The 12,018-nt window shown below is 68.1% G+C and carries 11 protein-coding genes and 1 riboswitch; of the genes, 2 read left to right on the forward strand and 9 right to left on the reverse strand.

The window, feature by feature from the left end:
• Window positions 1-82 precede the first annotated feature (82 nt).
• Entirely contained in the window at window positions 83-1,330 is a 1,248-nt protein-coding gene (locus tag AC57BR_RS01390; RefSeq protein ID WP_496358004.1) for an MFS transporter, read from the reverse strand.
• 11 nt (window positions 1,331-1,341) lie between these two features.
• Window positions 1,342-2,247 carry a dihydrodipicolinate synthase family protein gene (locus tag AC57BR_RS01395; RefSeq protein ID WP_496358005.1) on the reverse strand — a complete coding sequence of 302 codons (906 nt, stop codon included), beginning with the start codon at window positions 2,245-2,247 and terminating at the stop codon, window positions 1,342-1,344.
• A 126-nt stretch (window positions 2,248-2,373) separates the two neighbouring features.
• On the opposite strand from AC57BR_RS01395, the gene pdxR reads away from it, so the two are divergent.
• Entirely contained in the window at window positions 2,374-3,759 is a 1,386-nt protein-coding gene (gene pdxR / locus AC57BR_RS01400; RefSeq protein ID WP_496358115.1) for a MocR-like pyridoxine biosynthesis transcription factor PdxR, read from the forward strand.
• 52 nt (window positions 3,760-3,811) lie between these two features.
• Here pdxR and AC57BR_RS01405 read toward each other — a convergent pair whose 3' ends face one another.
• Window positions 3,812-4,417, reverse strand: coding sequence for a LysE/ArgO family amino acid transporter (locus tag AC57BR_RS01405; protein ID WP_496358006.1), 606 nt, complete (start codon window positions 4,415-4,417; stop codon window positions 3,812-3,814).
• A 69-nt stretch (window positions 4,418-4,486) separates the two neighbouring features.
• Between AC57BR_RS01405 and AC57BR_RS01410 the strand changes: the two genes are divergently transcribed.
• Window positions 4,487-5,398 carry an ArgP/LysG family DNA-binding transcriptional regulator gene (locus tag AC57BR_RS01410; RefSeq protein WP_496358007.1) on the forward strand — a complete coding sequence of 304 codons (912 nt, stop codon included), beginning with the start codon at window positions 4,487-4,489 and terminating at the stop codon, window positions 5,396-5,398.
• A gap of 19 nt (window positions 5,399-5,417) precedes the next feature.
• On the opposite strand, the gene AC57BR_RS01415 is transcribed toward AC57BR_RS01410, so the two are convergent.
• The 6 genes from AC57BR_RS01415 to AC57BR_RS01440 form a co-directional block, all read right to left on the reverse strand.
• Window positions 5,418-6,965 carry a purine-cytosine permease family protein gene (locus AC57BR_RS01415; protein ID WP_496358008.1) on the reverse strand — a complete coding sequence of 516 codons (1,548 nt, stop codon included), beginning with the start codon at window positions 6,963-6,965 and terminating at the stop codon, window positions 5,418-5,420.
• Window positions 6,962-7,375 (reverse strand): YybH family protein, encoded by a 414-nt coding sequence (locus AC57BR_RS01420; protein ID WP_496358009.1) that lies wholly within the window; start codon window positions 7,373-7,375, stop codon window positions 6,962-6,964. The genes AC57BR_RS01415 and AC57BR_RS01420 overlap by 4 nt, the downstream gene beginning before the upstream one ends.
• A gap of 295 nt (window positions 7,376-7,670) precedes the next feature.
• Complete coding sequence (locus AC57BR_RS01425; RefSeq protein ID WP_496358010.1) at window positions 7,671-8,618, reverse strand: LysM peptidoglycan-binding domain-containing protein; 948 nt, start codon at window positions 8,616-8,618, stop codon at window positions 7,671-7,673.
• Window positions 8,619-8,621: 3 nt separating this feature from the next.
• A riboswitch (cyclic di-AMP (ydaO/yuaA leader) is annotated at window positions 8,622-8,792 on the reverse strand.
• A gap of 161 nt (window positions 8,793-8,953) precedes the next feature.
• Entirely contained in the window at window positions 8,954-10,327 is a 1,374-nt protein-coding gene (locus tag AC57BR_RS01430; RefSeq protein WP_496358011.1) for an NAD(P)(+) transhydrogenase (Re/Si-specific) subunit beta, read from the reverse strand.
• Window positions 10,324-10,707, reverse strand: a complete 384-nt coding sequence (locus AC57BR_RS01435) for an NAD(P) transhydrogenase subunit alpha part 2 (RefSeq protein ID WP_496358012.1) — start codon at window positions 10,705-10,707, stop codon at window positions 10,324-10,326. Before AC57BR_RS01435 ends, AC57BR_RS01430 begins: the two co-directional genes overlap by 4 nt.
• Window positions 10,707-11,978 carry a Re/Si-specific NAD(P)(+) transhydrogenase subunit alpha gene (locus AC57BR_RS01440; RefSeq protein ID WP_496358013.1) on the reverse strand — a complete coding sequence of 424 codons (1,272 nt, stop codon included), beginning with the start codon at window positions 11,976-11,978 and terminating at the stop codon, window positions 10,707-10,709. The genes AC57BR_RS01435 and AC57BR_RS01440 overlap by 1 nt, the downstream gene beginning before the upstream one ends.
• Between the last annotated feature and the right edge of the window lie 40 nt (window positions 11,979-12,018).

The following is a 12,018-nucleotide window of genomic DNA, read 5'->3' on the forward strand; positions in this document are numbered from 1 at the left end:
AACCGCGTTCCCGGGATATGGGGCACGGCCCAATCAATCCGGCTGATACTTACCAGGGCGATCGGACGGCAGCCGACGAACCTCAGCGCGCCGTCTTCAGCCCGCCGGCGCCGCGGCGGTCCAGGACCGAGGCCCCGGCAACGGCCAGGATGAGTGCGGCAGCAAGGAACAGGGGGAGCTGCGGCTGCCCTGTGATGACGGCGCCCGCCGCGGCTGTTCCCGCTGACCCGGCGGCGATCTTGAGGGCGCCAACCCAAACGAAGACCTGCCCCCGGACCTGCGGCGGGGCAAACTCGCTGCGGGCGGCGAGGGTCGCCGCGAAGAAGTACGAGTTCATGGCCCCAGCGGCTGCGTACGCGGCGACGGCAGGCGCAAAGGACCCGGACAAGGCGGCGACGGCCAGCGCCGCGGCGACGAATCCCGCGAGGCGCGTCACCAGTCGGTCCGCGTCGCCCCGCAGCGGGCGGCACATCACTCCGGCCGAACCCGCCAGGCCGCCCAGCCCATAAGCGGCAGTCAGCACGCCGGCAGCGGCAGGCTGTACTTCGAACATGGAGGTGGAGGCGACGGCCGCGATGGGAAGTGCGGCCACGGAGAACGCCACCGTGATGGTCAGGTACAGCATCCTCCGAAGGCGGCCGGTGACAGCCATCAGCCGCAGGGTCTGGGCAGGCCTCGGAACATCGGCTGCCACTGCTGGGGGAGGAACGTAGGGCAGCAATCGAACGACGGCGGCAGCCACGAAGGTGGCCGCCGCCAGGATCAGCGCGGCTACACTGGGTCCGGCCCAGGCGGAGACAGCGGCCACGACGCTTGGGCCGATGGTCCCGCCGATGCCGTAGGTGGCCACATCCCAGCCCTGGGCACGGCGCTGGGTGACCTGGTCCGGTCCGGCGATCGCCGGAAGGCGGCTGCTGATGCCGCCGGTCAGCAGCGGCCCCACCAGCCCCGAAACCACCAGCAGAAGGCCGGTCACCGCCGGCCAGACCACCGGGTACAGCAGCACGGCTGCCGCCAGCGTGGCGCCATGGACGACGCACGCCCCCGCGATCAGGACGCGGCCGTCGCGGCAGGAGTCCAGGCTTCGCGCCACGAGCGGCCCCAGCAGGTGCGGCGCGGTGATGCAGGCGCCGAGCAGGCCGGCAAGCCAACCCGGCGCCCCGCTGGAAGTGACCATGAGGACTATTGCCACAACGGCTCCGCCGTCCGCGGTGCGTGCCAGCGTCGCGGCCGCCACATAGCGGACCAGTCCTCCGCTGGCCGGGGCCAGGTCCGGTGCTTCTTGCTCCAGTGCTTGTTGCTCCGCAGTGCCGCGGTTCAGGCTACCCATCCCGCACCTGCTCAGGCGCCCAGTCCGCTGAGCCGCAGGGCTTCCTCGACCCTGCTGCGGCCCTCGGCATCCAGGCTTTGCAGTGGGCGGGGCAGGCACGGCGCCTCCACAAAGCCAAGGACTTCGGCCATAGTGGCAGCGACGCGCAGGCTCCCGTAGGTGCGGAAGAGGGCCCACACCGGTTCCAGCGCGGCAGAGGCATCCCTTGCCTGGTCACCTTGGCCGGTCTGGCCGGTCCGGCCGGTCATGGCAAGATCAACGATCACCTTGGCGGTCTTGGGGAAAACACCGGCGATAACCGAATACCAAACGTCGCACCCGGCCAGAAGTGCCTCCGCCGCGGCCCAGTCACCGCTGATACCCAGGGAAACGCCTTTGGGAACTGCGGCGCGGAGACTCGCGATGCGTTCGGCGGCCTGGCCCGGAACGGGGGGCGGGAACTTTATCGATGCGATGCCGGGAAGCTCGGCGATCCGGCCATGCAGTTCATCGGAGAAGGTGAACCCTGTGGTGGCAGGGTTGTCGTAGACGGCGATCGGCAGATCCGACGCGGACGAGACTTCGCGGTAGAGCCCGTAGACCTCGTCCTCGGTAAGCCGCTGATACGAGACAGGAGCCAGCAGCAGGCCGGAGGCACCCGCAGTCTGGGCATCTTCGACGCAGTCCAGCACGTCACGGGTGCGCATGGCGCCGACACCTGCCACCACCGGAGTTCCCTGGGCAGCGTCAACGGCGGCCTCCACCACCTGGCGGCGTTCCTCGCGCAGCAGGTAGGTGTAGATGCCGGTCGAACCCAGCACGCCGATGGAGTCCACGCCCGCGCCGACGGACCGCGCCACCAGCCGCACCAGTGCGGCTTCGTCGACGTCGTCCCCGGCGAGCGGAGTCAGGGGAAATGCACAAAGACCCTTAAACATGAAAGGCGTCCTCTCTTCAGTCAGTTTTGGTTTCTCCCTTCATGCTCACAGCCGCATTGGTCCTAACATAGATCCAAGAATCCACGATTCAGGAGGACCAAGATCGAAGCCGAACTGCCACTGGTTCTGGACCAGCAGAGCCGTGTTCCGCTTACCTCCCAGCTGGTTGTCCGGCTAAGGGGCGCCATCCTGGACGGAACCCTGAGGCCCGAGCACACCCTGCCGGCATCGCGGCGCCTCGCCGCCGGGCTTGGCGTCTCCCGCGGAGTGGTGGTCCGCGCCTATGAGCAGCTTGCCGGCGAAGGGTATCTGGAAAGCCGGGGCTCGGGCGGCACGCGCGTGGCGGTACGCTCCGACGGCCGGGGCATGGCGACGGCAGGCGATCTGGCCGTATCCGGCATGGAGCAAACGGCAACCATCGACCTCACGCCGGGACGGCCGTCCGGTGCCCCGTTCCGTGACCGCGAATGGCGGGCCGCGTGGCGGACGGCCGTTGCCGAGCCGGTGGAGGTGGAGCTTCCGGCCAGCCTGGGCACTCCGGCCCTTCGCGCTGCCGTGGCTGAGCACCTCGCTGCGTCCCGCGGACTTACGGTGAGTGCTGACGACGTCGTCATCACAGCCGGTACCAGTGACGCCCTGCAGCTGATCGTCACGGCACTCCGCGGCGCGGGGGACCGGCCCCGCGTGCTGATGGAGGACCCCGGCTATCCCACGGCCAGGCGGGTGCTTTCCGCGGCGGGAGCCGCGGTGGAAACCCTGCCGGTTGCCGACGACGGGCTGGAAGCGGCACAGCTTGCGGCCGTTGATCCCCGCCCTGACGCCATCCTGGTCACTCCCAGCCACCAGTACCCCCTGGGCGGCCGGATGCCGGTGAAGGAAAGACTGGCTCTGCTGGCCTGGGCTGAAACCAACCGGGTGCTCATCCTCGAGGACGACTACGACAGCGAATTCCGGCACCGGCGGATGCCCCTGCCCGCCCTGGCTTCGCTGCCCTCCGCTGCCGAAGTCGTCCTGGTGGGCACCTTCTCAAAGTCCCTGAGCCCGTGGCTGCGGTGCGGTTACCTCGTAGTTCGCGGCCCCTCAGGGCAGCGCCTCAAGGACGCACGGCTTGCCCTCGGCACACCTGTCCCCGGGGTACTGCAGTATGCCTTGGCCAATTACATCGCGGGCGGAGGCCTCGCACGGCACATCGCCCGGGCGAGGCGCCAGTACGCGCACCGCCGCGAACTGCTGCTCGAGCGCCTTGGTGGACGGGCAGACCTGCAATTGGCTGCCCTGGACGGCGGCCTGCACGCCGTCATCCGGCTCCAGCAGAACGTTCCGGCCGAGCGCCTGGCCGAGGAAGCACTGGAGCTGGGGGTGCGGGTTGTGACACTGGCAGGCTACTTTGCAGAACGGACACCGGAAAACGGCCTGGTCATCGGGTACGGCGCCCCGACCGATCTGCAGCTTGCGCGTGCACTGGACATTATCGCCGGGATACTCGACCGAATGGCTGGCGACAGCGGATAACAAAGCTGCCGCGGCTGACCGCGACGCCGCCGTCGGTCTTTAGTTGTGAGCCTCAGTGTCCGGCTGCGAGGACGATGGCCAGGGTGAGCATGAGCAGTGCCACGACGCCGTCGAGGATGCGCCACGACGCCGGCCGCGCGAAAAAGCCGCTGAGTCCGCGCGCCCCGTAGCCGATCAGGGGAAACCAGACGGCGCTGCCGGCGGCGGCTCCAGCCCCGAAGAGCCATTTCCCGGAATCACCGTGGGAGTTGGCGAGCGAGCCCAGCAGCACCAGCGTGTCGAGGTACACGTGGGGGTTGAGCCAGGTGATGGCGGCGGCGGTAAGTACGGCCGACCAGACGGTCCCCCTGCCGGGAGAATCCGCTGCCTTGAGAGCGCCGGGGCGCAAGGCGCGCCGCGCGGCGAAAACTGCGTAGGCGAGAAGGAACGCAACGCCGAACCAGCGCACCACCGCGAGCAGGACGGGTGCGCCCTGGATGAGGGCGCCGATCCCCGCGACGCCGGCCAGGATCAGGAGCGCATCGCTGACGAGGCACACCAGGACGACCGGCAGGACGCCCTCACGTTTGAGGCCCTGCCGCAGGACGAACGCGTTCTGCGCTCCGATGGCGACAATCAGGCTGAGGCCGGCTCCGAGACCGGTCAGAAAGGGAAGCATTCTTCGAAGGTACGGTCGTAACATCTGAAAAGCAATTCACTTTTTCTGTAGTTCCATTAGAATTGCTTCATGGAACTCGACCAGCTCAGGGCCCTTGCCGCCGTCGTTGACCACGAGACGTTCGATGCCGCCGCGGGGGAACTCCGCCTCACTCCCTCAGCCGTGAGCCAGCGCATTAAGGCGCTCGAACGCTCCGTGGGCAGCGTTCTGGTGCGGCGCCTCAAGCCGGTCCGGCCTACGCCGGCGGGTGAGCAGCTCCTCCGTTCGGCGCGCCAGCTCCTGCTCCTCGCCGACGAGGCGGTCCTTGCCCTGCGCGGGCCTGGGTCTGCCGAGGAGGAAGACGGCGACGGTGCGCCGCCCAGCGCCGAACGGCTGCGGGTTCCCGTCGTGGCCAACGCGGACTCCATCGCGACGTGGCTGCCGGCGGCCTACCGGGAGATCGCACTCGGCGGCCGCGTGGCCCTCGAGCTCTTGCGCGACGACGAGCACGCTACGGCCGATCTCCTGCGGTCCGGCGATGCCGTCGGCGCAATCACCGCGGATCCCCGGCCGGTGCAGGGCTGCACCCTCCGCCCGCTCGGCACCATGGTGTACCGGGCCAAGGCGTCACGCGATTTCGCGGGCCGCTGGTTCCCGGACGGCCCCACCCCGGTGGCCCTCGCCGCCGCCCCCGTCATGCAGTACGACCGGAAGGACACGCACCAGCTCGCCGTCCTCGCGCGCATCGCGCCGGACGCCACGCCCCCGCAGCTTTTCATGCCCGATTCAGTTCAGTTCGTCGAGTCGATCCACGCTGGCCTGGGCTGGGGCATGGTGCCGGACCAGCAGGACCCCGAGAACTCGCTCGTTGAGCTTGACCCGGCGTGGAGCGAGGACCTGCGGCTCTACTGGCAGGTATGGACGCTTGACTCGCCGGGCCTCGCGGAGGTGACGGACGCCGTCGTCCGCGCCGCCCAAACGCTGCCGCCGCACCGGGACTAGTTTCGGTGCGGCCAGCCCGTCAGGACAGCACGGGCTCCAAATCCTTCTTTTCGTCCACAATGGGGATGTTCTTCGAGGCGGCCGCCCTGACGAACCTTGGTCCGGCCGGGCCGTACGCGTCTGCCGGTTCGGGGAAGAGCCACAGCACCGCGGGGTAGAGAACTGCCGCCAGGCCGATCGAAACGGGGATACTCAGGTCCACTCCAGCGGCAAGGTTTCCAAGGGCACCGACGAACTGGTTCGGAACGTTCACGAACATGATTCCCATGACCGCGGAGAAGATCCAGACGCCCATGGCGCGCCAGTTCCACCCGCGATTGAACCAGTACCGGCCGCCCACCTGGCGGCGGTTGAAGACCTGGAGGGAGTCGGCGTCGTACCATCCCCGCCGCGTCACGTACCCGATCATCATCATGATCATCCACGGAGCAGTGCAAGTGATGATGAGCACCGCGAAGGTGGAGATGCTCTGCACAATGTTGAAGGCGAAGCGGCCCACGAAGATGAAGACGATCGCGATGGACCCGATGAACAGGGTGGCCTGGACGCGGGAGAACCTGGGAAAGACGCTGGAGAAGTCGAGGCCCGTTCCGTAGAGCGCGGTGGTGCCGGTGGACATTCCGCCCACCAGGGCAATGAGGCATACCGGCAGGAAATACCAGGCAGGGGAAACGGCCAGGAGGCCGCCCACGTAATCAGAGTTTTCAAAGAACGACGGCGCCTCCGTGGCAATGATGGTGGCGGTGACCAGCCCGAAGCCAAACGGCACCAGAGTGGCTACCTGGGCGAGAAAAGCGGCAGCCATGACCTTTCGCTTTGGCGTTTCAGCCGGGATGTACCGGGACCAGTCGCCCAGGAAGGCGCCGAAGGAGATCGGGTTGGACATGACGATCAGTGCCGATCCTATGAAGGACGGCCAGAACAGCGCATTGGTGGCAGCATCCGCCGCCTGTCCGAACGTCCCGGCGTAGGAAGCGTCGAACGAACCCGCGAATGCAAAGATGCCCAGCAGGAAGAGCAGGGACGCAGCGACCACGGCGATCTTGTTGACCCAGAGCATGAAACGGAACCCGTAGATGCACACGGTCAGGATCAGGACAGCAAAGACGCCGTAGGCGAGGCTTAGCGTCACGGCGTTTTGGGGCAGGCCCACCAGGCGGTTCGCGCCTCCTACCAGCGCGTCCCCTGAACTCCACACGGAGATGGAGAAGAAAGCGAAGGCCGTCAGGAGTGACAGGAAGGATCCCACCACACGGCCGTGCACGCCCAGGTGCCCTGACGATGAAACGGCATTGTTCATTCCGTTGGTCGGGCCGAAAACGGCCATTGGGCAAAGGACCAGCCCGCCAACCACCACGCCCAGGACCGTGGCCAACAATGCGTCCTTGAAGGACAGCCCAAAGAGGATGGGAAACGATCCCAGGACCACCGTGGCGAAGGTGTTCGCGCCCCCGAACACCAAACGGAACAGATCCAAGGGTTTCGCGGTCCTGTCGGCTGCGGGAATCGGTTCGATACCGTGCTTTTCAACCTCAGTCACGGCGGGGGCTTTGGAATCTTTTGTCATGAGAGGACCTTCGGGTTAGCAGGCGCCGGAGAAAGATGCTCATGAACCGCGAGCACGCTGCCAGACTCCGTCCTGGTGAAAATGATGGTCTCCCTCTCGTGAAGGGTCTCGCTTGTACCGGCCACATCGATGACGGTTTCGACATCGTGGCTGAATACTGCGGTTGGGCCGGCTATCTGGATGTCCGCTTTGGAACTTGCGCACCCTGCGACCCGCCAACCATCCTCGAGCCAGCTCTGCCACAGGGCGCGGTATTCCCCGCGCGAGGTGAGGCGGTCCGGCTCGGAATGGAAGACGAACGTCGCATCAGGCGCGAAACAGTCGAAGTAGTCGTCTGTGTTGGTGGCCGCGAAGGCAGTCATCAGCCTCGTCGCTGCTGCCTCAACCTCGGCGGTGGTGATTAGGTCCACGGGAACTCACTCTCGGCGTGCTTGCAAAGTTTCAGCCGTGACGTGCCCCAGCTCACATCCGGTCAGGCCATCAGTTAACCGCCCGGGTATCCATAGGTCAACAATTGTTGCGTGGAAGTGACTTTTGTTTCAGTTGCCGACCGCCGCCGCGTAGCCGTGGGCGGTCGCGGAGCCGTGTGGCGGGCGCTGAGCAATCTCTCCGGTATTCCAACGGCCACCAAACGCGGCAGCGGCGGGTGCCGATGCACCCGCCGCTGCTGTGTAATGCGTCCCGCCTGTTAGGCGTTCACCCTAATTACGCGTTCACCCGCACGTACGTGGCGCCGGTGAGCCAGGAGGCCGGGTGCACGATGGTTTCGTTGACGCCGTTCATGCCGCTGCTGATGGCCTGCCCGCCGCCGATGTAGACGCCGACGTGTCCGGCGCTGATCATCAGGTCCCCGGGCTGCGGGGCCGAGACCGGAGTGCCGTACTGGTAAAACTGCGCGGGCGCGAGGTCACCCACGGACTTGCCGACGGAGCGCAGTGCCTGTTCCACCAGGACGGTGCAGTCCTGGGTGGCACCGAGCTGCGCCCGGGCGGAGGACACAATGGCTGCGCCAACGCCGCTGGCTGCCGGAGCGGTTGCTGCTGGCGTTATCGACGCGGAGGCGTTGTAGATCCCCATGCCGGTCGGGACAGCCGGGGCCGCAGGGGCTGCCGGCGCGGCAGGAACCTCGGGTACTGCGGGTGCTGCCGGGGCCGCAGGCACTGCGGCTGCGCCCGGCCCGGGGATGAAGATCTGGTCACCGGGGTAAATGACCGAGGCCAGGGACAGGCCGTTCTCTGCCAGAAGTGCATCAAGGCTGACACCGTGCCGTGCTGCGATCGCACCAAGGGTGTCGCCGGGCTCAACGGTGTGCGACGCACCGGCAACAGCAGATCCGCCGCCTGCCGGGGCCGGAGCTGCCGGTGCGGCCGGGGCGGCGAGCGCCTGGCCAGCGACGGACTGGGCAGCGGCGGCCGGCGCGCCCAGCGCCTGGCCGGTGGCGGACTGTGCGGCGGCGTCCGGCGTCTCGGGGGCGTAGGCACCTGCATGGGCGGGTGCACCGGCGCCAAAGAGAAGACCGGAAGCGACGGCGGCGGCGGCCGCCGGCTTGGCAACCGAGGCGGCGTTGGACTTGAGGGAATACGACAGGCCCTGCAGGGCGATGGACGTCGTCGGGGTGGCGCGGTGGCGCGCGGGCGTGAACTTACGTGACATGGTGGATTGCCTCTCCCATGCCTGCGGGGTGAGCTGTCGGGTTCGGATGGGAGTCACCCGGTCCTGCCCGCCTCTAGGCGGAGCGTCTGGACTTAACCCCTAGGCCTTGACTGGCAAGACCGGTAAAAAGGTGGTTCCCCCGTCCCTGCCTGTTGGTGATAGCGAACGGATCCCGGTCAGCGGCAGGGCTCGGCATCTGCCCGGGAATGCCCTGAGCGGAACCAGGGCACCGGCCGAGGCTATCGCACCTCCACACCAAAAGTCACATTTCGGTAACGGCGGGGTGCGGGACGGACCTCCCGGTAACGGGGTACACAGTCCCCGAAGGCCCCACCCTACAGGGCCTTCACCGCCCCCAGCACCTTCGTCAGGGACTCCTTCGCGTCGCCGAACAGCAGCGTGGTCTGCGGCTCGAACATGAGTTCGTTCTCGATCCCAGCGAACCCGGGCCGCATGGAGCGTTTGAGGAACACCACCTGGCGTGCGTCCGCCACCTCGAGGATCGGCATGCCGTAGATGGGCGAGCCGGCGGTGGTCTTCGCTGCGGGGTTCACGACGTCGTTCGCCCCCACCACCAGCGCGACGTCAGCGGTGCGGAACTCGGAGTTGATCTCGCTCATTTCCTTGAGCGATTCGTACGGGACATTGGCTTCGGCGAGGAGCACGTTCATGTGCCCGGGCATGCGTCCCGCCACAGGATGAATGGCGAAGTCCACGCGGATTCCCCGGGCTTCCAGGGCCTGAGCCAGCTCTGCCGCGGTGTGCTGTCCCTGCGCCACGGCCAGGCCGTAGCCGGGAACGATGATCACCCGCTGCGCGTAGCCCAGCAGCACGGCCACGTCCTCCGGGCTGGACGAACGGACCGGACGGTCGCTCACGGCGGTGGATCCCGCCGTCGAACCTCCCCGGAACGCGCCAAACAGGATGCCGGCCACGCTGCGGCCCATGGCCGCGGCCATCGCCCGGGTGAGGATGGTGCCCGACGCCCCCACGAGCGTCCCGGCCACCACGAGGAGCACGTTGCCCAGCACCAGTCCGGACGCGGCAACCGCGAGGCCGGTGAAGGCGTTGAGCAGCGAAATGACAATCGGCACGTCTGCGCCGCCCACCGGCAGCACCAGCAGCACGCCTGCCACCAGGCCCAGCAGCAGGAGCAGCAGCGCCAGCACGAGAGACCCGCCCGTCACCACGGCGGCCGCGGCACCGACGGCGGCGAGCAGCACCGCGCCCATGAGCACCGGCAGGCCGGGGAACACCACGGGGCGGGTGGTCATGAGCTCCTGCAGCTTCGCGAACGTCACGGCTGAGCCGGCGAAGGACACCGCCCCCACCAGCAGGGTGAAGACGACGGCGACGCGCACCCAGGCGTCCTCCGCATGCGGCAGTTCCAGCAGCGCCACGAGGGCGGCGGCGCCGCCGCCCACCCCGTTGAAGAGGGCGACGAGCTGCGGCATCTGGGTCATCTTGACGCGCCTGGCCACGGGGGCGGCCACACCGGAACCGACGGCTATGGCGCCGAGGATCAGGGGGACGTTGTCCAGCCGGGTCGAGAAAAAGACGGTAACGACGGCGACCAGCGCACCGAAGGCGCCGATGAGGTTGCCGCGGCGGGCGGTGCGCGGGGAATTCAGGCCCTTCAGCGCCAGGATGAAGAAGACGGCGGCCGCGAGGTACAGCAGGGCGGTGACGCTGGGGTCGAGGAGGATCACCGCGTGGCCTCCGTGTTTTCCTTGGTTTCACCCGGGGGGACACCCTGCCCTTGGGCGCCAACGTCGGGGGCTCCGACCTCGGGAACGGGCTTGGCTGGTTTTTCCTTGCGGCCGCGGAACATCTCCAGCATGCGGTCCGTCACCACAAAGCCACCCACAAGGTTCGCCGTGGCGAGGACCACCGCCAGCAGCGCCACCGCGAGCACCCAGGGGTGCGTGGCCTGGCCGGCGACGATGATGGCGCCCACCAGGATGATCCCGTGAATGGCGTTCGCACCGGACATCAGGGGCGTATGCAGCGTGCTGGAGACCTTGGACACCACCTCGAAGCCGACAAACACCGCAAGCACGGTGATGGTCAGCAGGCTGATACCGTCCATCAGACCACCCCTTCGTTTTCCGACGCCTTCACCGGGTCATTGGCCATCTGGTCTGCGAGTTCGTTGTCCGCCTCGTCGGCAGTGTCTTCTGGCGCGTCGGCTGACGCGCCGCCTGGCACGTTGTCTCCAGTGAGCGCCGCGAGAGCTTCCGCCGTCGGCGGGTGCCGCACCACGCCGTCGTGCGTCAGGCACGCACCTGCTATCACGTCGTCGTCGAAATCCGGGGCCACCGTCCCGTCGCGGGTCATCAGGGCCAACAGGTTGGCCACGTTCTTCGCGTAGAGCCGGGAGGCGTCCGTGGGCATGGCGGACGGCGCGTCCCTCAGGCCGACGACGGTGACGGTCCCCTTTCCGTCGGCGGTGGGGACATGGATGTCCCGGCCTGGAACGGACCCCTCGACGTTGCCGCCGGATTCCGCGGCGAGGTCGACGACGACGGACCCCGGGCGCATTCCCTGCACCATCTCGCGGGTCACCAGGAGCGGTGCGTGCCTGCCCGGGACCGCCGCCGTCGTGATCAACACGTCGGCACCGGCGACGTGCGGTGCCAGCAACTGCCGCTGCAGGGCGCCGCGGTCGGCGCTGAGCTCGCGGGCATATCCGCCGGCCGCCTCCGCCGTCTCCAGGTCCAGTTTGATGAAGGTGCCGCCCATGGAGGTGACCTCTTCCGCCGAGGAGGGCCGGATGTCGTTGGCGGACACGCGGGCGCCCAGCCGTTTAGCCGTTCCGATCGCCTGCAGCCCCGCCACGCCGACGCCGAGCACCAGCACCCGCGCGGGCGGCACCGTTCCGGCCGCTGTCATGTACAGCGGGAAGAAGCGCGGCAGGCGGATGGCAGCTTCGAGGACGCAGCGGTAGCCTGCCACGAGCGCCTGCGAGGAGAGGGCGTCCATGGACTGGGCACGGGAGATGCGCGGCACCAGTTCCAGCGCGAAGGACGTGACCCCACCTTCGGCGAGCGCCCTGACGGTGGCGAGTTCGGACGACGGCGAGGCTAAGCCCACGGTGACGGCACCCCGCTTCAGGGCTGCCGCCGTCGGGAGTTCCAGCGGGCGGACATGGGCGAGGATATCCAGCCCGGCGGGATCGAGGTCGGCAACGATCTGGGCGCCTGCCTCGCGGTATTCATCGTCGGCATGCCCGGCGGAAACGCCCGCCCGGGATTCGATCAGCACCTCCAGGCCCAGTCCGGCCAGCTGCTTTACGGTTTCCGGCGTCGCAGCGACCCGCCGCTCGCCTTCCCGGCGCTCCCGCACTATGCCCAGCTTCACGCGCCACTTCCTTCCAACGGGTGCAGCGGCGCTCTGCTCC

The organism is Arthrobacter sp. BGA-UO-ETr-C19, from assembly GCF_059568005.1.

Bases quoted from the DNA above. Each gene is read 5' to 3' on its own strand.
- AC57BR_RS01390 (WP_496358004.1), bottom strand. From the start codon at position 1,330: ATGGGTAGCCTGAACCGCGGCACTGCGGAGCAACAAGCACTGGAGCAA.
- AC57BR_RS01415 (WP_496358008.1), bottom strand. From the start codon at position 6,965: ATGACAAAAGATTCCAAAGCCCCCGCCGTGACTGAGGTTGAAAAGCAC.
- AC57BR_RS01425 (WP_496358010.1), bottom strand. From the start codon at position 8,618: ATGTCACGTAAGTTCACGCCCGCGCGCCACCGCGCCACCCCGACGACG.
- AC57BR_RS01395 (WP_496358005.1), bottom strand. From the start codon at position 2,247: ATGTTTAAGGGTCTTTGTGCATTTCCCCTGACTCCGCTCGCCGGGGAC.
- AC57BR_RS01410 (WP_496358007.1), top strand. From the start codon at position 4,487: ATGGAACTCGACCAGCTCAGGGCCCTTGCCGCCGTCGTTGACCACGAG.
- AC57BR_RS01435 (WP_496358012.1), bottom strand. From the start codon at position 10,707: ATGGACGGTATCAGCCTGCTGACCATCACCGTGCTTGCGGTGTTTGTC.
- AC57BR_RS01405 (WP_496358006.1), bottom strand. From the start codon at position 4,417: ATGCTTCCCTTTCTGACCGGTCTCGGAGCCGGCCTCAGCCTGATTGTC.